This is a genomic window from Paraburkholderia kururiensis, from assembly GCF_034424375.1.
GTDB lineage: Bacteria > Pseudomonadota > Gammaproteobacteria > Burkholderiales > Burkholderiaceae > Paraburkholderia > Paraburkholderia kururiensis_A.
Window position 1 is genome coordinate 465,125 of sequence record NZ_CP139965.1, and the last position, 26,580, is coordinate 491,704.

The following is a 26,580-nucleotide window of genomic DNA, read 5'->3' on the forward strand; positions in this document are numbered from 1 at the left end:
TTTTTGCCTCATTTGGAAACGATCATTTCCTATAAAGAGGCGCCACTCATGCAATCACCAGGAGAGTCCATCATGCCCAGTGCCGCGCCCATCTCCGCACGTGCCATCGACCCCGGTCCGGTTTCGCTGCCGGACGCACAACTCTACGGGTTCGATCATCGCTTCGAAAGCGTCGACGGCGTCAGGCTTCATTACGTGACCGGCGGCAAGACAGATGGCGAGACGGTCGTTCTGCTCGCGGGTTATCCGCAAAGCTGGTTCGCGTGGCGCAAGGTCATGCCGCTGCTGGGCACGCGCTATCGGGTCATCGCGCCTGACCTGCCGGGCCAGGGCGATTCCGACCGTCCGCTGGACGGCTACGACACGCAAACGCTCGCCACGCGATTGCACGCGCTGCTTCGCAAGCTCGACGTGCAGCGCTGCTATCTCGCGGGGCACGACGTGGGCGCCTGGGTCGCGTATCCCTATGCCGCGCTATTCGGCGAAGACGTCATGCGCCTCGCCCTGCTCGACGCGGGCATTCCCGGCATCACGCTGCCCGACGCATTGCCCATTGCCCCGGATCGCGCGTGGCGCACCTGGCACTTCGCGTTTCACGCCATACCCGACCTGCCGGAATTGCTGATAGAAGGAAAAGAGCGCACCTACCTCGACTGGTTTCTGCGCCGCAAGACCGCGAACCCGCAGACGTTTTCCGACACCGACATGGACGAATACGTGCGCGTCTTCACGCGCGAAGGCGGCCTGCGTGCGGGGCTTGCCTACTATCGCGCGGCCGATGAATCGGCGCGCCAGAATCGCGCGCTCCGTGAGAAAGGCAAGTTGCAGATGCCCGTGCTCGCATTGAGCGCCGACCAGGGCTCCATCCCCAACATGGCCGCACCGCTCCAGGCCTGCGCCGCGAACGTGCAGGGCGTGACCATCGGACATTGCGGGCACTTCCTGCCCGAAGAGCAACCGGCCACCGTTGCTGCGGAACTCGCGCGCTTCTTCGCGTAGGCAGAGACGCTCCCGTGCGCGTGCCGTCAATGCAGCTTCCGACGCCGCTCTTCCTCGCTCATGCCCGCATGCGGGTCGTCCTCGTTACCGGTCGCGTAGCCGCGCAGCGCCTCGGGCGTGCGCATGTCGCGCGGCGTCGTGAAGTCTTTCAACGCCGCGCCGCGCATCTGGTCCGGCGCCTGCGGAAAACCGGTGCGGTCCTCGTAGTCATACCCGGAGAGCCGCCCGTATCGATCACGCAATGCACGGCGATCCGAACATCGGCTCGCCACGTAGACGTCCAGCGCCGTCACCGCCGCGAGATTCACGGCCGCCCGTGCGGACCGCTCGCGGCTGCGCTCGTGCGTATCGTCGTGTGCCGCGGCGAGCGTGGCGAGATCCGCCACATCGCCTGCCACGCGCGCCCAGAGAAACGGCGAAGGGTCTCGCGACGCCAGGATGCCCAGACCGCACGCCAGTTCGCGCAACCCGTACAGACGCACAAGGCCGGCATGCTCGTTCATGCCCGCGCCGCGCGACACGGCGCGTGGCGCGATCAGTTCCGCCACACCGAGCGCAATGCTGAACCAGCCCAGGCCGCGTGCAAGCGACTCGGGCCGCAACGTTCGCCGCGTCGGCTCGCGGGCAGGTTCCTGTTCCACTTCCCAACTTTCGCTCATGCACGTCTCCTCATGACCGGCGCTTCGCGCTCACGGCTTGAGCACCACCTTGATACAGCCGTCTTCCTTGTCGCGGAACGTCTTGTACATCTCGGGCCCGCGTTCCAGCGGCACCGTATGCGTAATGACGAACGACGGATCGATCTGCCCTTCCTGAATGCGGCGCAACAGGTCGTCGGTCCAGCGGTTCACATGCGTTTGCCCCATGCGCCACGTCAGGCCCTTGTTCATGGCAGCGCCGAACGGAATCTTGTCGAGCAGGCCGCCGTACACGCCTGGCACCGAAAGCGTGCCCGCCGGCCGGCACACGTAGATCATCTCGCGCAGCACATGCGGACGGTCCGTTTCCAGCATGACGGCCTGCTTCGCGCGGTCGTACATGGAATCAATGGAGCGTGTGGCATGTGATTCCATGCCCACGGCGTCGATGCACTTTTCCGGACCCTTGCCTTGCGTGAGTTCCTTGAGGCGCTCCACGACGCTCTCTTCCTTGAAGTCGATCGTGATGGCGCCGCCCGCGCGCGCCATGGCAAGCCGCTCGGGCACGTAGTCGATGGAGATCACCTGCTTCGCGCCCAGCAGCACGGCGCTGCGAATCGCCATCTGCCCCACCGGCCCCGCGCCCCAGATGGCCACCGTATCGTGCGGTTCGATATCGCATTGCACGGCCGCCTGCCAGCCCGTGGGAAAGATGTCGCCCAGAAACAGCACCTGCTCGTCCGTGAGTCCGTCGGGAATCTTCACGTGGGTTTTATCGGCGAACGGCACGCGCACGTATTCGGCCTGCCCGCCCGCGTAGCCGCCCGTGAGATGCGTGTAGCCGAAGAGGCCCGCCGTGGTGTGACCGAACACCTTGTCGGCCACGGACTTGTTGCGATTGGTGCGCTCGCATACCGAGAAGTTGCCGCGTCTGCACTGGTCGCATTCGCCGCAAATGATCGTGAACGGCACCACCACGCGGTCGCCCACTTTCAGCGCGCTGTTGCCGCTGCCTACTTCCACCACCTCGCCCATGAACTCGTGCCCCATGATGTCGCCGCTCTCCATGCCGGGCATGAAACCGTCGAACAGATGCAGGTCCGAGCCGCAGATGGCGCACGCGCTCACCTTGATGATGGCGTCGCGCGGATCTTCGATTGCGGGGTCCGGTACGCTGTCGCACCGAATATCTTTCTTGCCGTGCCACGTGAGCGCTCTCATGCTGCATCCTCCGTTCGTCGATCGCCGGTCATGGGTTGCGGCCGGCACGCGACTCGCGCCGGACTGGATAGCCGTGACGGAATCAGCAATCGCCGTTCCGCGTCGAGGTACGCGCCGTGCTTGGTCCCGCCTGCCGTCCGTCCAACGCCCACCAGGGATCGCTCGTGCCCCAACCACCTGAACGCGCGCTACGCGCCATGCGCAAGACGATGCGCGAGCACTTCGGTATCGCAAGCCTTCGCGACGGTCAGAAGGACATCATCCGCAGCGTGATTGCGGGGCGCGATACGCTCGCCGTCATGCCCACGGGCGCGGGCAAGTCGCTGTGCTACCAGCTTCCGGCACTGCATCTGCCGGGGCTCACACTGGTCGTGTCGCCGCTCATCGCGCTCATGAAAGATCAGGCGGACAAGCTCGCCGCGAACCACGTGCAAAGCGTGCTGGTGAACAGTACGGTGACGCGCACGGAGGAGCGCAAGGCGCTGGCGAGCATCGCGGGCGGCGAAGTGCGCATCGTGTTCGTTACGCCGGAGCGGCTCGCGTCGCCCGCCTTCATCGATCTGCTGCGGCAGCCCGATACACCGCGCCTGAGCCTCGCGGTGGTGGACGAAGCGCATTGCATCTCGCAGTGGGGCCACGATTTTCGCCCTGCGTTTCTCGATATTCCCGTCGCGCTGGATGCCGTTGGCCGCCCGCCGCTCCTTGCCCTGACCGCCACGGCCACGCGCGAAGTGGCGGACGACATCGTGCAGTCGCTGCGCATGCGCGAGCCCAACGTGGTGCGCACGGGCATCTATCGGCCGAATCTGCAGTACCGTGTCGTGCAGACGAGCGCGGCGGGACCGCAGGCGTCGTCCCGCGCGACCGAACGCAAGCGCGCGCAGCTTCTGACGACGCTGGAAGCATTCGAGGGCGCCGGCATCGTCTACACGGCCACGGTCGCGGAAGCCGAACGTATCCGCGACTGGCTCGCCGAACGGCACGGCAGCGAAGCCGTGTCGCGATACCACGGCAAGCTCACGGCGCGTGTTCGCGAAGCGGAGCAGGAGCGCTTCATGTCGGGCGAAGCACGCATCATGGTGGCGACAAACGCGTTCGGAATGGGCATCGACCGGCCCGACATCCGCTTCATCGTCCATTACCAGATGCCGGGCAGCCTCGACGCCTACTATCAGGAGACGGGACGCGCGGGGCGCGACGGCGAAGCGGCGCATTGCGTGCTGCTGTTCGATCTCAACGACCGCCGCATCCATCAGTTCTTCATGGCGGGGCGCTACCCGGATGCCGCACTGGCGCAGCGTGTCTGCGATACGCTCGCGGCTTCGCGCGAGTCGTCGCCGGGCGGGCTCACGCTTGCACAATTACGCGAGGCGTTGCCCGAGGCGGGCGCAAAGGTGGGCAGCAACAAGCTCGATGTCTGCGTGAAGATGCTCACCGAGCAGCGTGTGCTGATGCGCGACCGGCGCCGCCGCATCAGACTGCCCGACACCGCGCCTGCGCGCAAAGCCATCGAAGACGCCGTGCAGCGTTTCGAGGAAATGAGCCGTCGCGACAAGCGCGTGCTGGAACGCATGATCGATTACGCGCAAAGCGGCCGCTGCCGCTGGCGGCTGATTCTCGAACACTTCGACGACAGCGGCAAAGTGGAACGCTGCGGGCATTGCGACAACTGTCTGCATCCGCCCACCGCGCATGCGCTGCCGCCCGCGCAACGCGCGTCGTTGCCGAATGCTGCGCGCCGCCGGCGCGAAGCGGCACAGCGCGGCTGGCAAGTGGGTGAACGTGTGCGCGTGGCGCGATACGGCCAGGGCGAAGTCGTGCTGGCTACCGGCGACCAGGTGGTCATCCTGTTTCCCAATGGCACGACGCGTACGTTTCTTGCCGGCTACGTGAAGCGTGCCTGACGCATCGACCTGCGCAATGGCGGTCCATAAAGCCGATGGCCGGAGCCTGCTCTTCGCAGGGCTCCGGCCATCGGCGGGTACAGCGTGGAAAGAAGGCGCCGTGGTTACCGCGACATCATATTGACGCTGACGTTGTGCATCACCCACATCGTGCCGAACACGAGGATGATCGCCGTGAGCACCGTGTAGCTGAACGCCATCACGTTCCAGCGCTGTCCCGACGACGCGTTCATGTGCAGGAAGAACACGAGGTGCACGACGATCTGCACCATCGCGAGCACCGCGAGCGCGATGAGCGCGCTATGCGCCGGCAGGTAGCCCTTCATGACGATGCCGAACGCGCCTGCCGTGAGCAGCACCGAGAGCACGAACCCGGCAACGTAGCTGCCGAAACTGCCGTGCCCACCTTCCGTATGAGCCGAATGCGAATGAGCCATTTAAAGTACGCTCGCGAGATAGACAAAGGTGAAAACGCAGATCCAGACGATGTCGAGGAAGTGCCAGAAAAGGCTCAGGCACGTCAGACGCCGGATTGCCCGCTCGTTCAGCGTGGGCCGCGAAATAACCTGCACGGCGAGCACCACCATCCACACGAGGCCCATGAACACGTGCAGGCCGTGCGTGCCGACCAGCGTGAAGAACGACGACAGGAACGCGCTGCGGCCCGGCCCGTTGCCTTCCGCGATCAGCGCCGAGAACTCGCGCATTTCCATGCCGAGGAACGCGAGACCCAGCACGAACGTGACCGCGAGCCAGCCCAGCACGGCGCCGCGCTGCTGCTTGTGCGCGCCGAGCATCGCGAAACCGTAGGTGATGCTGCTCAACAGCAGCGCAGCCGTTTCCAGCGCAACGCCCGAAATGTCGAACAGGTCTTTGCCGCTGGGGCCGCCCGCAAACTGCTGCGACGACACGGCGAACACCGCGAACAGCGAGGCGAAGATGACGCAGTCTGTCATCAGGTACAGCCAGAAGCCGAACACCGAGTGTGACGGCGAATGGTCGGCGGCCAGGTCGTGCGCGCCGTTGACAAGCGTGTTGTGTGCCATGCTCAGGCCTCCACGGATTCGGGCACGAGGCCGCGTTCTTCACCTTCCGCACGGCGGCGGATGTCGTCTTCGATCTCGCGAACCTTCGCCGCGGGAATGATGTAGCCGTCGTTGTCGCCGAAGCTGTGAATGATCACGGTTGCCGCCACGGCAACGAGCGACGCGATCACGAGCCACCAGATGTGCCACACCAGCGCGAAGCCGAGTGCGAGGCTGAACACGGCGACGAAGAAGCCCGCGCCCGTATTCGACGGCATGTGGATGTCGCGATACGACGACGCCTTGACGCCCAGCCCCTGCCCCGTTTCCTTCATGTGGGCAAACGCATCCAGCTCATGCACCGTGGGGATTACCGCGAAGTTGTAGACCGGCGGCGGCGACGACGTGGCCCATTCGAGCGTGCGGCCATTCCACGGGTCGCCCGTCACGTCGCGATAGTCGGGGTGTTTGCGGTTGCGCACGGCCAGCACGACCTGCGCGATCTGATGCAGCACGCCGATGGCCACCAGCACCACGCCGAACGCCGCAGCGATCAGCCACGGGTGCCACGCGGGGTTGTCGTAGTGGTTGAGGCGTCGCGTCATGCCCATGAAGCCCAGCACGTAGAGCGGCATGAACGAAACGTAGAAGCCCGTGAACCAGAACCAGAACGCGCGCTTGCCCAGCTTCTCGTCCAGCTTGAAGCCGAAGGCCTTCGGGAACCAGTAATGGAAACCGGCGAGATAACCGAACACCACGCCGCCGATAATCGCGTTATGGAAGTGCGCGATCAGGAACAGGCTGTTGTGCAGCACGAAGTCCGCGCCCGGAATCGCCATCATCACGCCGGTCATACCGCCGATCGTGAACGTGATCATGAAGCCGATGGTCCACAGCACGGGCGTGGTGAACTCGATGCGGCCGCGGTACATCGTGAACAGCCAGTTGAAAATCTTCACGCCCGTCGGAATCGCGATGATCATCGTCATGATGCCGAAGAACGCGTTCACGTCGGCGCCCGAGCCCATCGTGAAGAAGTGGTGCAGCCACACGAGGAACGAGAGCACCATGATCACGCACGTGGCGTACACCATCGTGCGATAGCCGAAGAGCGGCTTCTTCGCGAAGGTCGCGATGACCTCGGAATAGATGCCAAACGCGGGCAGCACGAGGATGTACACCTCGGGGTGGCCCCACGCCCAGATCAGGTTGAGGTACATCATCGCGTTGCCGCCGGCGTCGTTCGTGAAGAAGTGCATGCCGAGGTAACGGTCCAGACCGAGCAGCGCAAGCGCGACCGTGAGAATGGGGAACGTCGCCATGATCAGCACGTTCGAGCACAGCGCCGTCCACGTGAACACGGGCATCTTCATGAACGTCATGCCGGGCGCACGCATGCGCACGATCGTCACGAAGAAGTTGATGCCGGTCAGCAGCGTGCCCACACCTGAAAGCTGCAGGCTCCAGATGTAGTAATCCACCCCCACGCCGGGGCTGAACTGCAATTCCGACAACGGCGGATACGCGAGCCAGCCCGTCTGCGCGAATTCACCGATCACAAGCGAGATGTTGATGAGGATGGCAGCCACCGCCGTCATCCAGAAGCTCAGTGAGTTGATGAACGGGAAGGCCACGTCGCGCGCGCCGATCTGCAGCGGCACGATCAGGTTGAAGAGGCCCACCATCAGCGCCATCGCCATGAAGAAGATCATGATGACGCCGTGCGCCGTGAAGACCTGATCGTAGTGATGCGGCGGCAGATAGCCCGGCGAATGATAGGCGAGCGCCAGTTGCATGCGCATCATCACCGCGTCTGCAAAGCCGCGCAGCAGCATGAGCGTGGCCACGATGATGTACATGATGCCGAGCCTCTTGTGGTCCACCGTGGTGATCCACTCGCTCCACAGCCACTTCCATTTTTTCGTGATGGTGAGCGCGGCCAGCACCACGATCACCGCGAGCCCCATGAAGGCGCCTGCGCCCATGATGATGGGCTGATCGAACGGGATCGCCTCGAGCGTGAGTTTTCCGAACATGCTTTACCCCTTCGTCCCGCAGGCCTCGTCCTTCATGTCGAGGACGTGACCGTTGTTGTACTTCGCGATGATGTTATGGAAGAGCCGCGGATCCACGGACGAGAAGTACTCGACCGGATTCTTCTCCGAAGGCTGTGCGACCGTGCCGTAGGCGTTCATGTCGAGACGCCCCTGCGCGTGCTTGACCTGCTCCACCCACGCGTTGAACTGCTCGGGCGTGGTGGCGAGCGCGCGGAACTTCATGTCCGAAAAGCCCTTGCCGCTGAAGTTGGCCGACACGCCCGCGTAGTCGCCCACCTCGTTGGCCACCAGGTGCAGACGCGTCTGCATGCCCGCCATCGCGTAGATCTGGCTGCCCAGGCGCGGGATGAAGAACGAGTTCATCACCGAATCCGACGTGATGCGGAAATTTACGGGCGTATTGACGGGGAAGGCGAGCTGGTTGATCGAGGCGATGCCCAGATCGGGGTAGATGAAGAGCCACTTCCAGTCCAGCGCGACCACTTCAACGTTGATCGGCTTCACCGAGGATTCGAGCGGCCGGTACGGATCGAGCTCGTGCGTGGTGCGCCACGTGAGCACGCCGAGGAACAGGATGATGAGTGTGGGCACCGTCCAGATGACAACTTCGATAGCCGTGGAGTGGGCCCACTTCGGCGCATAGGTCGCGTTACGGTTCGACGCGCGGTAGCGCCATGCGAACAGCAGCGTGAGCAGAATGACCGGCACGACGACGATGAGCATCGTGAACGTGGCCGTGCCGATGAGGGACTTTTCCGCAGCGCCTACGCTGCCTTTGGGATCGAGAACATCGAGATTGCTGCAGCCGGCAAGGCAGGTGCCCGCTCCGATTGCAGCGAAGGTCCACGCCCGCTTCAAGATAGCTCTAGCCATCGAATTTGCCTGGAATTTTGTGTGGTCTGATTGGGTGATCTGGTCGGATCGGCGGGAACGAACAACGGAGCGGACCGCACGTCGCGCGTGCGCGAACGCGCCCGTGTCGTAAGCGGCGGATTCTATTGAAACGGGCGGGAAATTACCTTGACGTCCAACAAGAAAACGTCAAGTCTTATAGATGACAGCAAACAGTAAGGTTGTGTTCGGACAAGGAAAAGTCCAATTCCGAACACTGCGCGGACACTGCGAACGGCAACGCGAATTGAGCAGTACATGAATGAGATGGCGCTAAACTGCCCTGCGCCGTTCAGTAATGCGTCGCTAATGCGCTGCTTGCATGCCGATAAGCGGCTGCCGTGCGCAATTGATGAGTGTGCAAGTGACTGAAGCGATAAACCACGAAAAGCGTGACGACGATGCCGTTACATGCGTTCGGAGCCACTACGTCGCGCGACAATTCGACGCAGCGATTCAGGCGGCCAAGAGTGTGCCGCTCAGGAACACAACTGCAGCGCTTCATCGAAGTCGCGTATCAAGTCGCGGGGGTCCTCCAGCCCGATCGAGACGCGTATCAAACCGTCCGAAATTTTCATCTGCTCCCGGACTTCCCGGTCGATCTCCCAATAGATCGTAGGAGCAACCGGAATGACGAGCGTTCTGTTGTCTCCCATGCCGGTGCCGCGACCGGCAACGCGCAGACGATCAAGAAACGGAATCATGTCGTTGGCGCGCTTCAGTTCGAAAGAGAGCAACCACGCGCCGTTTGCGAACAGCCGCTTCGCCAGCTCGTGCTGAGGGTGTGTCTCCAGCCCCGGATAGTGCACCTCGCCGATCGCGGCGTGCTCGCGAAGGAATCGCGCCAACGCCAATGCAGTTCCACCGGTTTGTGTCGCTCGCAGCACGAGGGTTTCAACACCAATAGCAATACGGTGCGCGTGATCAGACGACAACGCGCCGCCGACGTCACGCAATCCCTTTTTGCGCAGCTGCTGAATGCCCCATTGAGCGGGATCGGCGTTTCTATAGCGCGCCGCTATGTTCGGATACAACGTCCAGTCGAACCGGCCGGTATCCGTTACCGCGCCGCCCAATGCGACGCCATGGCCGCCGAGGGTCTTGCTCAACGAATTCACGACCAGACCCGCCCCAACAGTGGCGGGACGAAAGAGGGCAGGTGAGGTCACGGTGTTATCTACGATGAACAATAGCTCGCGTTCCCGGCACAACTGCCCAATCGACTCTAGATCGGGAATCTGCGTCGCTGGATTTGCCACCGTCTCAACGAATACCAAACGCGTGTTTTCGCCCACTTCGGCCCGGACGTTGCGCACGTCGCATGTGTCGACGAAGCTCACGTGCACGCCAAACCCTTGCAGGGTATCGAGCAGGTTCACCGTCCCGCCGAACAGGAACCGACTCACCACGATGTGGTCGCCTGCACGCAGGAGACTGAGGAAGACCGCCGAAATCGCCGCCATCCCGCTCGCGAAGCAAACTGTCTCCCGGCCTCCTTCCAGATGCGTGATCTTTCGTTCCAGAGCGGCAATGGTTGGTGTACCCGAACGGGCGTAGTTGAAGCGCCCTTTCAAACGCCCCTGAAACAGATCGATCAGATCGCTGGTGCGCTCGAACGTGTACTGGACGGACGTGTGTATGGGACTGTGGATGGCGCCGTGCTCGACCCCGGCCAGCCGGTCTGCATGCAAGACAGGTGTCATCGACATGTGTACGCCCGCGTCGGGCATCTCTTCCCCGTTCATATGCGGCACTCTCCTCGATACGGAACGCTGATCACGCCTGCGCACGGCGCAAGATCACGCTGCTGATGTGCTTTCCATACAGACCAATGGTGAGCCCCAGAACGATGAGAGCCGTTGCGGCAATCTTCGGCGCGCCAATATGCTCGCCGAAAATCAGCACAGAGCCGATCATGCCGAAAATCGGCACTAGCAGCGACAGCGGCGCGACGCGAGACACCGGATACGTTTTCAGAAGCCTGTTCCAGGCCCAATAGCCGAACAACGTGGTGGGGTAGACCTGAAACAGGATGGAGAAAACGGCTTTCCAGTTCAGGCTGGAAAACGTATCGACGTACACGTGTGCGCCATGCTCCAACCATGCAATTGCGAAGAGCGGAATGGGCGAGAACAGACTCGACCAGACGAGGAACGCCAGCACGTCCTTCGTGCCTGCTCGCTTGATGATGATATTGGCCGAACTCCACGACAGTGCGCCGATCACGACGAGTGCAACCCCAAGCACACTCACCGAGCCATCGGTGATCGTGATGATGGAGGCAAGCCCCCCGAGCGCGACCGCAATACCGGCGTACTGATATCGTGAAATCGATTCCTTGAAAACGACGGAGCCGAGCAAGATCGTGAAGAACGCGCTGAATTGCAGAACAAGCGAGGCGATGCCTGCCGAGAGGCCCGCCTGAATTCCCAGGTTCACGATGCCCCAAAGCCCCACCCCGAACAGGAGACCGTAGCTCGCCAGGTATCCAATGCTCACCTGTGGCCTGCGAAGCACGAAGACAGCCGGAATGGCGCAGAGTGCGAAGCGTATGCCGGCGAGCAGGAAAGGATCTATCGAGGCCAGTCCTAGCTTGATCACAGAAAAGTTCGCGCCCCAGATGGCTGTGACGAAAATCGCAAGAAGAATGTCTTTCGCTTTCACGATATCCCTTGTGGACGATTGGAAGAGTATTGACGGCACGACGATGCGGTGACATCACGCGGCTTTGGACCACGAGCCGGATGCGCGTTGTTGCGCGGCGTAGAAGAGTCCTTGCAGCCACGCCTGGGTTTCGGCCGCCGCAGGCAACGCGACGATCCCGGCTAATGGCGCTTCGCCCGCCGAATACGTGACGCGATGCTGCAATGCGCTGCCTGCGGGCAGTTCCACCCAACGAACCACCGCAGGGTCGGACCGGTATCGATCGATTCCTGTCATGCCGGCGTACTCCTCCCCTGCGCGGGCATGTCCCGGGAATACGAACCAGCCGTGCCACTCATGAGAAGTCTGTGTCGCCGGCAGACCGCTCGTTGCACCGGCACCTACCAGAATGCGTAGTTCTTCGGATGGCAGATGCACACCCGTTGCCAGTTCGAAAGTCGCGACGACGTCTGCCCCACCGACCCGATTACCCACCTCGAGAAAAACAAGGCCGTCGGGAGAGTCGATCGCTTCGAGATGAAAACTGCCGTTCCGGATGCCCACTGCCGCGAGGATGCTCGCCGTCCAGTCTCGGGCGAGCGGCGACAACGGGAAATGAAATGACCCCAGCGGCTCGCCATTGGCATAACCGAGACACGTGCCGACATAGCGGCTCGCGGTGGTGGTCAGCAGTTCGCCGTCTGCAACGAGGCCGTCAAAATGAAGGACGTGCCCCGTCACGAACTCTTCAATCTGGTACTGATCCGTCAGAGGGATCTCGCCGTCAAGCCGTGCGATACCGGTCTGTTTCGCGTGGACAGCGTGGAGCGCGTCGTCCAGCGATGCGAATACCCTGACATCCTCGCTCGATGCGCCGCTATGCGGCTTCAGCACGGTCGGGCCATGCCACGCGGCGGCAAAGGGGCGCTGGATGAGTTCGGGCAAGGCCGCGAAGCGCGGTACTCGCAAGCCGGCATTCGCGACGGCGTGCTTCATCAATACCTTGTTCCGTACGAGCTGCACTTCGTTCACCGAAGGCCCGTGAACGCCGAATGCTTCACGCAGCCGGGCCGCATCGAGCAACTCGTATTCGGACAGAGAGATGATGCGATCGAAACGGTCGCCAGTCCGTTCGATAAGCTCAATTGCCTCGTCATACGCGCTGCGCTCGCCCGCACGACGAACCGCTCGGCAACGCAGGCCACCCGGTAGCGTGTCCAATGCTTCCTGCTTGCCGAAGTAAGTGACCTGGTGAGCGTCGTGATCGATGCCGCGCTCGTATTCGATACGTCCATAAGGGACGCGATGAAGAATCAGGATATTCATCTTCCATTCCTTTCACGCGATGTCGACGGCCTGCCGCTTGAGTCCGAAATGCTCCCGCCCAAGTGCTTCATCGAGTACGGAAAGCCATGCCTTGCGGAGAGCCGGAATAAGGAGCCGCAAATCGACCACGCCGCTGTCTATCGCGAAGCAGACCTGTGCGGCAAAGTCGGAGTTCTCCAGAGGAACGGCGGGGATCTCACGGGCGTCAGGCGACAGCCACGCGTACTCAAGCACGTCTATCAAGCCGTTCCCGATACCGCACGCGGCTTCCGCGCGCTGCACTGTCTCGCGTAGAAGCGCGTAGGCATCTTCTTCCTCCGGCCGCTCATAACGACCGTCGACCGGCACGCCCAGCATGACCGTCGCCGCCTCCGTCGACGTCGCGCGCACCGGCACGCTGCGTTCGTTGCCAAACGCCACGTCCACCCATTGCCGGTAGAAGTCGACGCCGTAGACCGCCTGTGCAAGTGTCCAGATCTTCATGCCGGCCGGTCGCCGGTTCGGCTCCACAACAGCGGCTCGCCGTCCGTCGTCGCTCAGCCGGATCTCGTTGTGAAATGCGCCGTCGCGTTGCCCGACAATGAGATTGGCGAGGCGACCGGCCCGCGTCAGCGTGTTGCGCTCCGTTTCCGTGATGCGAGCCGGAAGGATCTGCGCAATCTCGACCGGATATCGTCCCTCCGCACTGACCTTCTCAGTGATGAACTCCATCGACCCTACCCCGTCGAACGAAAACTCCCGGCGAAACGGAATCAACTGCTCGGCGATCGCACCGTTGTGCAGGTACGGCTGCACGAGTGCGAATGCCTGGACGAGATCGTCGCCGTCATGCACGATCACAACGCCGCGGTTGTTTCCCTCGCAAGCTGGCTTGAGCACGAATCCATCCGGATGTTGCGCGGCGAAATGCCGAAGCTCATCGAGATCGGCCACGCCTACGCTCCGCGGGACCATGATGGACTGCGCTTCCAGCAGATTCCGGACTCTCGACTCCGACTCCCGATAAGCGCTCTTGCTAAAGGCGGCCTCCGCAAGTGACGCGGAGTCGGTGCGTAGTCCCAGCCGCTCGAGCAGCTCGGCACCGCGTTGCACTGCGTTATCGGAAAAAACCAGCCCGGCATGGACGCGACCGGTGAACCGAGTGAGGCGATCCAACGCGGTATCGACAAATCCATCGGCCAACGGGTCCAGATCAACAACGTACTCGGCGATTTCGTAGTCCCGTGCCGTGGGGCGCGGGCGGATCAACACAGTCGAGGCACCGTAACCGGAACGAGCATGGCGCGCCATGCGTTCGACGTCCGCCACTCGAGTGAGGTTGTAGTCGACGATCAGAAGAACAGGATCGTGCTGGCTCATGCGGCTTTCTCCTCGGTCGGGTTTTCGACGGCATATTGCACGCCGATGGCGCTCTCCGACAATTCGATCAAACGCGGCAATTCACGGTCGCGCCGCTCGCGAGACATGCTCCATAGAACCTGGCCAAGAAACACTTCTCGTGCAGAAGTCTCGATTACGTCGCCCGCCTTCAACAGGATCTGCGTCATTGCCGGCGACGGCTCCGTCCGCTCGACCCGTATGCTTTCGATTCGCCCGGGCGACGCGAAATACACGCGAAAGAAGGTTGCGAGATTCGTTGGCGGAACGCCATCATGCGAGTACGACAGTTCGGAAAGCGTGCGCAGGTAGCCGACCGAGGGTCTACCGTCAGACTGAGACACGAGTTGATCGAGCCAGAGTTCGAGCACGCTGGCTAACTCGTTGAGCGCCTTCACGCTGTGTGAGATCAGACTGCCACCTATACGAGGGTTGATTTCGATGAGTTCCCAGCGTTCGCCATCGAAGCGCGCTTCGATGTGAAAACATCCCCAATCCAGCTTCAGGCAGGCGGATATCGCGTCGACCCACGCCATGCCGGCAGCGATTGCGATGTTTGCGAGCGACACTGGCGGACTCGTACAGCTGTTCTCGAGAACCGTGCCGCCGCCTTCCGTCAGTTGGCATTTTTCATGGATACCCGTCACGAACCGCCGGCCGTCGACCGCAAGCACCTCGAAGCTGTATTCCGTGCCGTCCACGAACGACTCGACGAGGAATTCGGGCTCCCCGCCGAGTACGCCCGCATAGAGCGTGTCGTGGCGTGTCTGGGCGATGACGGCGTCAAGCGTGGACCAGTCCGTCTCGGGCGTGAGCCGAAACGCGCCATAGGAGGCGATGCCCCATATTGGTTTCACGAAGTACGCCTTGCCATCTCGCTTGGCCTTCTCCAGCACATCGGGCGTCAACGCCATGGCGTCGACGTTGGACAGACCCGCCCGCCTGAGCGTGCGCCGGACCTCCAGCTTGTTCCGCAGTTGCTCGATCGATGCCCATGGCAAGTCCGACACGCCTTGCAATGCGTTGGCATATGCCATCAGCGCTCGATACCCTTCCCAGACGCTGATACATCCACGGATACGCAGTCCCCTCCCGCGCAACGAAGCGAGCGCCTCTTCCACGTCGCGCGTTCCGAGTTCATGTGTTCCGGCGACGAACACTTCATCGGCCAGCATTCGCAGCGTGTCGATCCGCTTCTCTCCGTGCTCGGGAAGCGGCACCGACGTCAGGATCCATGCAGCAAGACCTCTCGTGCGACAGGCGGCTACCAGATCCTCCGCGAACGAAAATCCACAGTGACTCAGAATGAGAACGCCATCGGATGCCATCAGATTCTCCTCGCCGATCACGCGGCGACCTTGAGCGTCGCACCGACCTTGTCCTCGTAAAGCTCCTTGAAGTACAGGGCCAGCACGGTCTGATGCTCCGCCAGATAGCGCTTGAGTGCATCGATGTCCTCGTCGTTACGCAGCAGGTGACGGATGGCCGACCAGACTTCGCCGGGGTGATCGTCGTTGACGTCTGTGTGCGAATGCGAAATCTGCCCGCCGATGTTCTGCTCGCCGATCGAGTCTTTCAGTGCTTCCAGCTTGCGGGGCTCCAGCTTGACGTTCACGTACTCGACGAGATAGGAGTACGCCACGACACCGAGCGGTCCCTCGTGATCGAGCAGATAGGAGAAGTAGCCTGCCAGCAGCTTGGTTGAAAGATAGGGCTCCGTGGCGAGAAACACGTCGCGCGAAACCCCCGCGCGTTCCAGGTCCTGAATGAACAACTCGTCGTGCAGCATTTCTTCGCGCTCGTAATTGGCCCAGACTTGCGCAGCCTCGGGGCTACGCTTGGCAATCTCCGCAAGCGCCTTGGACTCCGCAACGCGCAGCAGACGGATTCGCCATGCCGTCTCGATCAGATGCCGCTGGTAATAGGCCGAATCCACGGTCTTGCCTTCGAGGTGTGCGGCATAAGGGACCGTCTCATACCATTGTTCGATCTGCCGATCGATGAGGGCATCGATCTCCGACCGAAGCGCGGCCGAACGCGCTGCATTAATAAACGGAAACCGGCTCTCATAGCCCACGTTCTTCACTCGATTGATCATTACAGTTCTCTCAGGTTGTTTTAACATTTCTAGCACTACAGCGACATTGGACGGATTTTTACATCTCCGTTCAGACGACATTGGCAGGCAAGCCTGAACTCGGCACCACGATATCCAAGCGTTTCGAGAAAATTCCGCTCCTCGTCCGCCTTGACACCGAGATTGGCTACCCCGTCCTCGACCTTGATTACACAGGTACCGCAAGCCCCTGCCTTGCAGCCGAATGGAACGGTCTGCTCACCGTACAACTCGAACTCCAACTCAGTGAGAGAGCTGCCTGTGGAAAGCCACGCTTCCAGACCTTGCGGGTCGACCACGACCTTGTGCACCCTTCCTCCAATTAACACCGATCAAGACATCGCATCTTTCGATGCAAACTGCATTCTCTGAATTCGCCTTCCTTATCTATTTCTCAAGTGGAAAATATTTTTCAAGTCATGAATATTCTTACCGGCGGAAAGAATATCGATTTCCACCACAAGCAAATCTGCTATCGATCTGAAAAAGAAGGAGGTTCAACTCCGAATTGACGTGATCCGCTTAAAGACTCGTCACAAGCAAGCCTATTGTTTCGCCGCACAAACGAGAATGGAATGAACAGTTGTCGACTGTCACCGGGAAGTGTCAGTTAAAATCCAGTGAACACTTCGCCGGAAACGAACTCCATGAAAATCAAGCTTGATCCAATGAAGCCTGCACCGCTCAAGGAGCAGCTCGTTCACCAGGTCGAAGACATGATTCGCTCGCGGCAGTTGCCTGTGGGTGCACGGCTTCCTTCTATTCGCCAGCTATCTGCTGCGAACCGCGTCAGTCGTTTTCCCGTCATGGAGGCGTACGACGATCTGGTCTCGCGAGGCCTGATCGAGCCTCGGCACGGCTCGGGGTTCTACGTCACGCACTCCGCCAGCGCGCAGGACCATGGGCAGCGCGGCGCAGACCCCGGTGTGGCGCGCGCGGAATCAGGACAGATCCTGCGCCAGTTCAACGCACCGGCGAGCGCTTCCCCCTTGTCGAGTGGTTTCATTCCTGCCGCCTGGCGCGACGTCGAAAACATCGCGCAATGTGTGCGGCAGGTGTCGCGCACGGATGTCGCGAGCCTCGTCGACTACGCTGCGCCACAGGGGGACATGGTGCTGAGAGAGCAAATCGCTCGGCGACTTGCATGTCTCGCGATCGACGTGCCATCCCAGCAAATTCTCATCACGCACAGCGCGAGCCACGCACTTGACCTCGTCACGCGTATGATGCTGCGCCCCGGCGATACGGTGTTCGTTGAAGACCCCGGCTATTTCAATCTGTTTGGCTTACTCAGGCTTCAGGGAATTCAACTCGTCGGCGTTCCGCGCCGCCAGTCAGGGCCTGACGTCGATGCGATGCAGGCACTCCTTGCCGTACATCGTCCGAAGCTCTTCTTTGTCAATACGGTGTTTCAAAATCCCACCGCCACGAACATAGCGCCGCAAGTCGCATTCCGGATTCTGCAACTCGCACATCAGCATGATTTCTCAGTCGTGGAAGACGACGTCTACGCAGACTTGCAACCGGTCCCTACACAACGGCTCGCGGCGCTGGACCAGCTCGATCGCGTCATCTATATCGGTGGTTTTTCCAAGACCTTGTCTTCGTCCCTGCGCCTCGGATATATCGCCGCACATACCGATCTCGTACGAGACCTCGTCGACGTGAAGACGTTGACAAGCATGGGCGGTACCAGATTCTCCGAAAGTGTTGTCGCGACATTACTGGAACGAGGCGTTTATCGCAGACACATGGAAAAACTGCGGCATCGCGTAAACGACGCCTTGATGCGGGCAGTCGAGCAACTGCGGCGATCGGGATGGGAAATTTACGAGGAGCCTTGCGGCGGCATGTTTGTGTTTGCGCGCGTTCCTCATATCGACGATTCCACGCGACTGGTCGAGCATGCAACCGGCTTTGGCATCAGCATCGCGCCCGGCACGCATTACCGTCCTGATAAGCAGATGTCACCCTGGTTGCGCTTCAACGCCGCTTACATGAGTGACGGGCAAGCGCAGGCCTTTCTTGAAAGCGCAGTGGCATTGGCGTGAAGACACGCATCGCTTAATGCCATCTTGACGGGACATTTGCGGCGGCGTGAGCGTGCTGGCAAGCGCCAGTCGAATCTGCCCGGCAGCAGTGCGCAATCCTCCTGGACACACAGAGGCCAGACCAGGTTTTCTGATGCGTCGATGCACTTCAAGACATCGATTTGCTTCACACAGGCTATATCTCGCTCTGCTGCTCCGGCAGCGGCGGCATACCATCGGCAACCTTGGCCGCGCCGCGCTGCACCGCGCGAAACTCGCGGCCCGCGCGATGCGGCAGGTTCGCCTTTTCGCGCACGATGTCGGCCGTGAGCACTTCCAGCCGCACGGGCCTGCCGGTCAGATAACCCTGCACGAGGTCGCAGCCGATATCGCGCAACAGCGCAAACTGCTCCCACGTCTCCACGCCTTCGGCCACCACTTCCAGGCCGAAGCTGTGCGCCATCGAGATGATGGCCTTCACGATCTCCTTGCCCTCGCGCGGCAGGCTCTTCACGAAGCTGCGGTCTATCTTGAGCAGGTCGATAGGCAGCGTGCGCAGATACGAGAGCGACGAATAGCCCGTGCCGAAGTCGTCGATCGAAACGCTCACGCCGTGTGACTGGAATTCGCGCAGCAGGCGCACGCTGTCGTCCACGTCGGTCATGAGCATGCTTTCCGTGAGTTCGAGTTCGAGCAGCGACGAATCGAGCCCACTCGCCCGCAGCGCCGAAAACACGTGCTCCGCGAACTGCGGATGCCTGAACTGCCGCGCCGACACGTTCACGGACACTTCGAGCGCCACACCCGTGTCGCGATTGAGCCGTGCAATGTCGTTGCATGCCGTTTCCAGCACGCGCAGGCCAAGCGTCGCGATCAGGTCGCTCATCTCCGCAACCGCAATGAATTCGGCCGGCGAGATCTCGCCCTCCAGCGGATGATGCCAGCGCGCCAGCGCCTCGACGCCCGCCGTCGCGCCGGCGCCGCAGCTGAACTTCGGTTGATAGACCACGTAGAACGCGTCGGTGTTGAGCGCTTCGCGCAGCTCGCGTTCAAGACGGGCGCGCCGCTTTGCGGCCTCGGTCATCTCCGGCCGGAACGCGACGGCCTGGCCCTTGCCCTGGCTCTTCGCCACGTAAAGCGCCGTGTCCGCGCTGCTCACGAGATCGGCCAGACGCTGTGCGTCGTCGGGATAGCGGCTGTAGCCCACGCTCGCGCTCACGTGCAGCTCCACGTCGGCCACGCGAAACGCGCGGCGCGTATGTTCCACCACCCGTGCCGCAAGCGCCGCGCTGCGCTGGGCGCTGCCGCGGTCCACGGCGAGAATCGCAAACTCGTCGCCGCCGATGCGGCTCACCAGATCGTGGCGGCCTACCGCCGCCTTCAGTTCGCGCGCCACCGCGCCGAGCAGTTCGTCGCCCGCGCCGTGGCCCAGCGTGTCGTTGACGATCTTGAAGTTGTCGAGATCGACCAGCATCAGCGTGAGCGGCGTGCGCTGCCGCACCGGCACGCCAAGGCGCGTGCCCAGTTCGTCGTAGAACGCGCGGCGATTGGGCAGATGCGTGAGCGGATCGGTATTGGCAAGCCACGCAAGCTGGCTTTCCGCGCTCGACATGCGTTCCTTGAGCCGCCGCATCACGATGCCGGAGGCCGCCACGGACGCGAGGCACACCAGCACGAGCAGCGTCACGTAGCTTGCGAAGCGCGAGAGGATCTGCCCCGTGGAGGCCACCAGCACCACGTCGCCGAAATGCGCGCTGTTGTACGTGATGGGCGCGCTCACCGTGACCGAACGCAGCCCGAAGGCGCTGCCGTCGCGTTCGGCGGCAATGAAGGGTTGCAGCGTGCGCGGCACCCTCACCTCGGGGCCATACAAGGCGAATACGTGCGCGTCCTTGTCGAGAATCGCCACGCTGCGGATGTACGGCAGGATACGCAGCGCGCTCAGCGTTTCCTGCGCAGCCTGACGGTCGTTGAACATCATCGGCGCGGCGGCGTTCTGCGCGACGATGGCTGCCTGCAGGCGCGCGTTGTCGCACAGCTCGCGCTCCATCGAGAGCCCCTGGTACAACGCGAGCGCAATCATCGCGATGACGAGCGCCGTGACGACGCCGGCGAGTTGCACGCGCCAGCCTGAATCCGTCGGGCGAACCTCCGGTTGCGTCGTCACTGAATGCTCCTTGCCAAAGAAAGCAGCCTGGAGCTCGCCACGAGGTTGCGCCGCACGAGCTGGCTGTTGTCGATATCGAACCGCACGTGGTCGCCGTCGCGAAACAACAGAATGCCGGGGGCCGCCTGCGCCGCTTCTTCGTCGGTGCCGATGACGAGTACGGGCTGACGTGCGGCAGCGAGCGAGCGCAATGCGCGCGCGGCCGCATCGGCACCGGAGACGACCACCACGTTGCAGGTGTTCGCGCCGCCCTCGCCTGGCGCCGGCGCGATCACCCGCACCACCCATGTCATGCCGTTGGCCGCGCGGCCCGAGAGTTTCTGCAGCGCAGGCGTGAGGCTGCCGCCGGCACCCGCGCAGACCACCACGTGTCCATCGGCGAGCGCACCCGGCGGCCACGTCACGAATACCGTGAAGTTGAAGATGAAGGCGGCCTTCAACGCGGCTTCGTCCACCTGGGCATGGCTCTCCGACCGCCAGAATAGCGCGCTCACGAATACGCCGGCGATCAACAGGGCTTGGACAGTCTTGCGCATGTCACATCCCGTACACCAGCTTGAACAGGAACGTGCGGCTCTCCTGCGCGATGGCCTGCTGTATGAACGCCGGCCCGGCCGGGTCCGCGTAGCGTTTGTCCGTCACGTTATAGACGGAGAACGACACCGTGCTGTGCGGCACAAGCTTCGACGATCCGATTGTGACGTTGCCGATGCAATAGCCGCCCGTGCGGCTCGCCTGGGTAAGACGCGACGCTGTGCACAGCGCTTCGGCGCCCACGCGCACCCTGTCGTTGGCGAGCGGCACGACGACGTTGAGCTTGCCGAGATGACGCGGCGAGTTCTGCAGCACGCTTTCCGTCGCCTCGTCGCGCGCGAGCTGCCACGAGTAGCTCGCGCGCACGCGAATGCCGCCCAGGGTCTGCTGCTCGTAGCTGAGTTCCGCGCCGTTCGCCTCCACGTGGTTCAGGTTGCGATAGACGAGCAGGCCCGTGCTCGCATCCGTCGTCTCTGAAATGAGATCGGCAATGTCGTAGTGAAAGAGCGAGAGCGTGGCACGCGCCGACGACCCCAGGTCACGCGAATAAACGAATTCGGTGGTGGTGATGTGCTCGGGCTTCAGCGACGGATTCGCGAGCTGCCCGCCGTCGCCCGGCGTCGCGTAGTACAGCTCGAAGGCATTCGGCGCGCGGTAGGCGCGGCCATAAATGGCCTTGAACGTATCGCGCTCCGTGGGCTTGTAGATGAGCGCGATGCGCGGGCTCAGGTTGCCTTTCGCGATCGTTTCGTAGTCGTAGCGCAGGCCCGCATTGAGTTCGAAGCCTGCGGGCAACTGCACTTCGTCTTCCACGTAAGCGCCGGCACGATTGCTCGAATGGTGATCGTCGAGCATCTGCTGGTACGGATTCACGTCGAAGTTGTACTGGTCCTGGCGCGCGTTGCGGCGAAAGTCCGCGCCGAACACGATCTTGTTGCGCGCGATGGACGTGATCACCATATGAACGTCGGTGCCGTACCAGAGGGCATGATCGCCGTCGATGCTCAGTTGCGGCGGGTCGCCCATCACGTACACGGGGCTGCGGTAGTCGTAACGTCCCCAGTACGCGGACGCGCTCAACTCCACGCCCGTCGCAAGCGGATGATGCCAGGCCGCGTTGGCGAAGCTCTGCGTATCCGTGAGGCTGTACGGCGCGTTGAACTGCGCGCCGAAAGGCGCATCGGGCACGCCCTTCGTGCGGTTGCTGTGCGCGATCTCGAGCGAGAACTCGCGATACGCAAACTTCGCGAGAAACTGCTGCGCGCGATCGTAGTCGAGTCCCACGGCCACGCCGTGGTTCTGGTCCGGCGTATCGAACTCGGGATAGTAGAGGCTCTGCCCATTGCGGTCATAGGCGCTCGCCGACAGCACGATGTCCGCACCGTTTTCGCCGTGCCAGCCCCAGGTCGCGCGTCCGCGCTTCTCGCCGAAGCTGCCCGCGGAGGCGGCCACCTGTGTGCCGTTGATGTCGCTGCCCTTCTTCGTGATCACGTTGACCACGCCGAAGAACGCATTCGATCCATACACGGCGGAGCCTGGACCCGGCACGTACTCGATGCGCTCCACGAGGTCCATGTCGATCAGGAACTCGGTGCCGATGGGCGCTTCGTCGTAGACGGCATCGTTCACCTGGTAGCCGTCGATCAGCACGAGGAAGCGGCTGTCGTAATCGCCGGGCCGCAAGAAGCCGCGCGCGCCGAGATACGCATAGTTGCGGTCGTAGCTCACGTAGAGGCCCGGCAGCGACGCAAGGGCATCGCCCAGCGTGCGCCAGCCGAAGTCGCGAATGTCGACAGCGGTGAGCACCACGGCCGCGGCGGGCGCATCGCTCACCCGCTGTTCGAACTTCGAGGCCGACGTCACCGTCATTTGCATCAACGCTTCAAGCGGCATCGTGGCAAGCACGGCCGAAGCGTCACCGGACGGAGGCGTTGCCGCTTCCTCCGCCCTGCTCTCGTTCATCAGGAAGATGGGTGTTGCGCAACATACCGCGGCGATGACTATGCGGAGTTTTGTGGGTTCGTGCGGCATCGCCCGGGATTACGGATGGTTATTCTGGCTCTACCGGGGATATCGACAGAAGCGGCGGCGAACTTGAGGCCGCGCTGCAATGGCACGCGTAATCCCCCGCTAAAACAGGGGTATTCCAGCATTTGCGGCCTTCGCAGTTCTGGCCCCGTACAATGTGCGCGTCCGTTCGCTGCACGGCATGCAAGGCGGACCCCACCATCACGCACCCACTCACCGTCGAGGAGCCCCTGCATGGATCGTCTCCAGGCCATGGAAATTTTTACCCGCGTCGTCGAGACCAACAGCTTTTCGAAAACGGCCGACATGCTGGACCTGCCGCGCGGCACCGTGAGCAATCTGATCCGCTCGCTCGAAGAACATGTGGGCGTGCGCCTGCTCAATCGCACCACGCGTTCGGTCAGCGTGACCGAAGACGGCGCGCAGTACTACGAGCGCTGCGTGCGCATTCTCGCGGAGATATCGGACGCCGAATCGTCGCTCTCGAACAAGCGGTCCAGCCCCACGGGAACCGTGCGCGTGGATACCTCCGGCACCATTGCGCGCACCTTGCTGATTCCGGCGCTCGGGCAGTTCTACCACGCGTATCCGCACATCAACCTGCGGCTCGGACTCTCGGACCGCAACATCGACATGATTCAGGACGGTGTGGACTGCGTGATCCGCATGGGCTCGCTCGAAGAGTCGAGCCTCGTGGCGCGGCGCATCGGCAGTGCGCGCATGGTGGTGTGTGCATCGCCCGCCTATCTCGAGGAATACGGCACGCCGGCTACGCTCGAAGACCTCGCGCAACATCGCGCGGTGAACTACGTATCGTCCAGCACGGGCCGCACATTTCCTTTCGAATTCCTGAAGAACGACGAGACCGTCACCGTGCAGATGGAAAGCCTGCTCGCCGTGAACGACGGGTCCGCGTATATCGCCGCGGGCGTGGAAGGCTACGGCATCATCCAGCCCTCGCGCTTCATGGTGACGGAACTGATCGCGCAGGGGCGCCTTCGGGAAATACTGACCGATTGCCCTTGCCCTTCCACACCGCTTTCCATTCTTTACCCGCATCGGCAGAACCTCAATTCGCGCATTCGTGCCTTCACGGAATGGGTGACCGACCTCGCCCACGCTCACCCGGATCTTCGTACCTGACGCGCCGGGTAAACCCCGAGCACGTAGTGAGCCTGTAGTGAGCTTACTTCCATACCATGAGTAAACACGGAGTTTGGCTACATGAAATGCCGTAGCCACATCGCCGGCCGCCACGGGCTGCACGCATAAAAGCGCTGCGGCACTGTCGCGATTCACGGGGCATCAACGTCGCCGGTACTGTCTCGCGTCTCGAAGGGTTGTCCGGATACGAGCCGGATCGGTGTGATCGGTACCACCGTAGTTCACACTCATGGAGAGAGACATGCAGGTCAAACGTTGGCCAATGGCCCTGCTGTTGGCGATGACGACCGCTGGCGCCCACGCGGGCCAGAACGACTTCGACATCGCAACGAATCCGTTCACCGCATCGTTTCCCGCAGCAATCGCCGACAACGGTGCGCACTGGCGCGCCGAAGTTCTGCTCAAGCAACTGACGCTCGACGAAAAGCTTCAGCTCATTCACTCGAAGTATCAGATGAGCGACGTGCCGAACGGCGGTGCGGGCTTCATCCAGGGCGTGCCGCGCCTCGGCATTCCTGACCTCAACATGGTCGACTCGGCCACGGGTTCCGGCAGCACGCAGCTACCCAGCACCACGTTCCCCGCCACCATCGCGTTAGCCGCAAGCTGGGACCGTCACCTTGCCTACGCCTTCGGCGCGCAGATCGCGAAACAGCTGCGCGCCCAGGGCTTCGGCATGGGCCTGGGCGGCGGCACCAACCTCGCACGCGAGGCACGCGGCGGCCGCATGTTCGAGTACCTCGGCGAAGACCCTGTGCTTGCAGGCGAAATGCTCGCCTCACGCACCATCGCCACGCAGAACAGCAAGGTGATCGCCACGATCAAGCACTACGTGGGCAACGAGCAGGAACACAACCGCATGGGCGGCAACGACACGATCGACGAGCGCACGTTGCGCGAACTCTATCTGCTGCCGTTCGAAATTGCGGCGCGCGCAGGGCGTCCCGGCAACGTGATGTGCAGCTACAACCGCATCAACGGCACCTACGCGTGCGAGAACCCGCACGTGCTCACCGACGTGCTGAAGAACGAGTGGGGCTTCCAGGGCCAGGTGCAGTCCGACTGGGGTGCGGCGCACAGCACCGCGCCCGCCATCAACGCGGGTCTGGATGAAGAAGAGGACGTGGGCCCGACCGTCTACCTCACGCCCGCGCTCGTTCGCCAGGCGCTGCAGAGCCATCAGATCACCGAGGCGCGTCTGGACGACATGGTTCGCCGCAAGCTCTACGTGATGATCCGCACCGGCATCATGGACGATCCGCCCAAAGCCGGCGGCGCAATCGACTTCCCCGCGGCCACGGCGTTCACGCAGGCGGCCGAGGAACAGTCGCTCGTGCTGCTCAAGAACGACAACGCACAGTTGCCGCTTGCGGCTGCGAGCCTCAAGCGCATCGCGGTGATCGGCGGTCACGCGGACGCAGCGGTCATCACGGGCGGTGGTTCCGGCGATACGCGTCATCCGGTGACGGGCGCGTTCGCAGGCTGCGGCGGGCTCACGTTCGGCACGTCGACGGGCTGCAACTGGTGGCCCAACCCGTGGATCACGCTCAACGTGCCCATCGTGAAGGCGATCCAGCAGCTCGCCCCCACGGCGCAGGTCAGCTTCGCGGGCAACAGCGATCAGCAGTCGCCGTTCCGGGCCTATACGCAGCAGGAAATCGATCAGGCGACGACGCTGGCAGCGCAGTCCGACGTCGCGATCGTTGTCGTCACGCAGCCTTCGGGTGAGGACTTCGGCGAACTGCAGAGCCTCGCGCTCAGCAATCCGTCGAATCAGGATCAGCTCGTGGAAGCCGTGGCGAAGGCGAACCCGCACACCATCGTCGTGATCGAAAGCGGCAACCCGGTGCTGATGCCGTGGAAGGACCAGGTGCAGGCTATCGTGGAAGCGTGGTATCCGGGCGAAGGCGGCGGCCAGGCCATTGCGAACGTGCTGTTCGGCAAGGTGAATCCGTCGGGCAAGCTGCCCGTCACGTTCCCCGCGCGCGATCAGGACACGCCGACGTGGGGCCAGGACGGCACGTTCCCGAACGATCCGGTGTACGCCGAGAAGCTCGACATGGGCTACCGCTGGTACGACGCGAAGAACATCACCCCGCTCTTCGAGTTCGGCTATGGCCTTTCGTACACGCACTTCTCGTACTCGGGCCTCTCGGTGCGCAAGGCGCCTGACCATACGCTCATTGCGAGCTTCACCGTGAAGAACGACGGCCATATGGCGGGCGCGGAAGTGCCGCAGGTGTATCTGGGCGTCAACTACAACGGCGAGCCGCCGAAGCGCCTCGTAGGCTGGCACAAGGTCTACCTGAACCCGGGCGAGGCACGTCAGGTGAACGTCGTGATTCCGGAACGCTTCCAGAGCATCTGGGACACGTCGGGCAACAAGTGGAAGTACGTGCCGGGCAGCGCCGTGTACGTGGGCGCTTCGTCGCGCGACATCCGCCTGCAGAGCCGGTAAGC

21 protein-coding genes are annotated in these 26,580 nt (G+C 62.5%); 5 read left to right on the top strand and 16 right to left on the bottom strand.

Features of this window, described 5'->3' with window-relative positions:
* Window positions 1-48: 48 nt before the first annotated feature.
* Window positions 49-999 carry an alpha/beta fold hydrolase gene (locus U0042_RS02155; protein WP_232833256.1) on the top strand — a complete coding sequence of 317 codons (951 nt, stop codon included), beginning with the start codon at window positions 49-51 and terminating at the stop codon, window positions 997-999.
* Window positions 1,000-1,025: 26 nt separating this feature from the next.
* On the opposite strand, the gene U0042_RS02160 is transcribed toward U0042_RS02155, so the two are convergent.
* Complete coding sequence (locus U0042_RS02160) at window positions 1,026-1,658, bottom strand: hypothetical protein (protein WP_114809658.1); 633 nt, start codon at window positions 1,656-1,658, stop codon at window positions 1,026-1,028.
* Window positions 1,659-1,688: 30 nt separating this feature from the next.
* Window positions 1,689-2,858, bottom strand: coding sequence for a zinc-dependent alcohol dehydrogenase (locus U0042_RS02165; RefSeq protein WP_114809659.1), 1,170 nt, complete (start codon window positions 2,856-2,858; stop codon window positions 1,689-1,691).
* Between the two features lie 197 nt (window positions 2,859-3,055).
* On the opposite strand from U0042_RS02165, the gene U0042_RS02170 reads away from it, so the two are divergent.
* Entirely contained in the window at window positions 3,056-4,762 is a 1,707-nt protein-coding gene (locus U0042_RS02170; protein ID WP_114809660.1) for a RecQ family ATP-dependent DNA helicase, read from the top strand.
* Between the two features lie 104 nt (window positions 4,763-4,866).
* On the opposite strand, the gene cyoD is transcribed toward U0042_RS02170, so the two are convergent.
* The 11 genes from cyoD to U0042_RS02225 form a co-directional block, all read right to left on the bottom strand.
* Complete coding sequence (cyoD, locus tag U0042_RS02175; protein WP_114809661.1) at window positions 4,867-5,199, bottom strand: cytochrome o ubiquinol oxidase subunit IV; 333 nt, start codon at window positions 5,197-5,199, stop codon at window positions 4,867-4,869.
* A complete protein-coding gene (gene cyoC / locus U0042_RS02180) occupies window positions 5,200-5,808 on the bottom strand; it encodes a cytochrome o ubiquinol oxidase subunit III (protein WP_114809662.1) in 609 nt (202 codons plus the stop codon).
* A 2-nt stretch (window positions 5,809-5,810) separates the two neighbouring features.
* Window positions 5,811-7,823 (bottom strand): cytochrome o ubiquinol oxidase subunit I, encoded by a 2,013-nt coding sequence (gene cyoB, locus U0042_RS02185; protein ID WP_114809663.1) that lies wholly within the window; start codon window positions 7,821-7,823, stop codon window positions 5,811-5,813.
* A 3-nt stretch (window positions 7,824-7,826) separates the two neighbouring features.
* On the bottom strand, window positions 7,827-8,717 hold the full coding sequence (gene cyoA, locus U0042_RS02190; RefSeq protein ID WP_114809664.1) for a ubiquinol oxidase subunit II: 891 nt from the start codon (window positions 8,715-8,717) through the stop codon (window positions 7,827-7,829).
* Window positions 8,718-9,214: 497 nt separating this feature from the next.
* Window positions 9,215-10,480: a cystathionine gamma-synthase family protein gene (locus tag U0042_RS02195; protein ID WP_232833257.1), complete on the bottom strand. Its 1,266-nt coding sequence runs from the start codon at window positions 10,478-10,480 to the stop codon at window positions 9,215-9,217.
* Window positions 10,481-10,511: 31 nt separating this feature from the next.
* Window positions 10,512-11,399, bottom strand: a complete 888-nt coding sequence (locus U0042_RS02200) for an EamA family transporter (RefSeq protein ID WP_114809665.1) — start codon at window positions 11,397-11,399, stop codon at window positions 10,512-10,514.
* A gap of 54 nt (window positions 11,400-11,453) precedes the next feature.
* Window positions 11,454-12,704 carry an ATP-grasp domain-containing protein gene (locus U0042_RS02205; protein ID WP_114809666.1) on the bottom strand — a complete coding sequence of 417 codons (1,251 nt, stop codon included), beginning with the start codon at window positions 12,702-12,704 and terminating at the stop codon, window positions 11,454-11,456.
* Window positions 12,705-12,716: 12 nt separating this feature from the next.
* Window positions 12,717-14,063, bottom strand: coding sequence for an ATP-grasp domain-containing protein (locus U0042_RS02210; RefSeq protein ID WP_114809667.1), 1,347 nt, complete (start codon window positions 14,061-14,063; stop codon window positions 12,717-12,719).
* The gene (locus tag U0042_RS02215) at window positions 14,060-15,409 is read right to left on the bottom strand and encodes an ATP-grasp domain-containing protein (RefSeq protein WP_114810047.1); all 1,350 of its coding nucleotides are present in this window, start codon (window positions 15,407-15,409) and stop codon (window positions 14,060-14,062) included. The genes U0042_RS02210 and U0042_RS02215 overlap by 4 nt, the downstream gene beginning before the upstream one ends.
* Before the next feature lie 17 nt (window positions 15,410-15,426).
* Window positions 15,427-16,179: a hypothetical protein gene (locus tag U0042_RS02220; protein ID WP_114809668.1), complete on the bottom strand. Its 753-nt coding sequence runs from the start codon at window positions 16,177-16,179 to the stop codon at window positions 15,427-15,429.
* Between the two features lie 35 nt (window positions 16,180-16,214).
* Window positions 16,215-16,508 (bottom strand): 2Fe-2S iron-sulfur cluster-binding protein, encoded by a 294-nt coding sequence (locus U0042_RS02225; protein WP_114809669.1) that lies wholly within the window; start codon window positions 16,506-16,508, stop codon window positions 16,215-16,217.
* 336 nt (window positions 16,509-16,844) lie between these two features.
* Here U0042_RS02225 and U0042_RS02230 point away from each other — a divergent pair, with 336 nt between their 5' ends.
* Window positions 16,845-18,248, top strand: coding sequence for a PLP-dependent aminotransferase family protein (locus U0042_RS02230; protein ID WP_114809670.1), 1,404 nt, complete (start codon window positions 16,845-16,847; stop codon window positions 18,246-18,248).
* Window positions 18,249-18,423: 175 nt separating this feature from the next.
* Here U0042_RS02230 and U0042_RS02235 read toward each other — a convergent pair whose 3' ends face one another.
* Genes U0042_RS02235 through U0042_RS02245 form a run of 3 tightly spaced genes read right to left on the bottom strand, consistent with a single transcriptional unit; the run spans window position 18,424 to window position 22,959 of the window.
* Entirely contained in the window at window positions 18,424-20,394 is a 1,971-nt protein-coding gene (locus U0042_RS02235; protein WP_114809671.1) for a putative bifunctional diguanylate cyclase/phosphodiesterase, read from the bottom strand.
* Window positions 20,391-20,930, bottom strand: a complete 540-nt coding sequence (locus U0042_RS02240) for a YfiR family protein (protein WP_114809672.1) — start codon at window positions 20,928-20,930, stop codon at window positions 20,391-20,393. Before U0042_RS02240 ends, U0042_RS02235 begins: the two co-directional genes overlap by 4 nt.
* A 1-nt stretch (window position 20,931) precedes the next feature.
* On the bottom strand, window positions 20,932-22,959 hold the full coding sequence (locus U0042_RS02245) for a TonB-dependent receptor (protein ID WP_114809673.1): 2,028 nt from the start codon (window positions 22,957-22,959) through the stop codon (window positions 20,932-20,934).
* Between the two features lie 231 nt (window positions 22,960-23,190).
* On the opposite strand from U0042_RS02245, the gene U0042_RS02250 reads away from it, so the two are divergent.
* The gene (locus tag U0042_RS02250; protein WP_114809674.1) at window positions 23,191-24,099 is read left to right on the top strand and encodes a LysR family transcriptional regulator; all 909 of its coding nucleotides are present in this window, start codon (window positions 23,191-23,193) and stop codon (window positions 24,097-24,099) included.
* Window positions 24,100-24,361: 262 nt separating this feature from the next.
* Window positions 24,362-26,578: a glycoside hydrolase family 3 C-terminal domain-containing protein gene (locus U0042_RS02255; protein ID WP_114809675.1), complete on the top strand. Its 2,217-nt coding sequence runs from the start codon at window positions 24,362-24,364 to the stop codon at window positions 26,576-26,578.
* Window positions 26,579-26,580 lie beyond the last annotated feature (2 nt).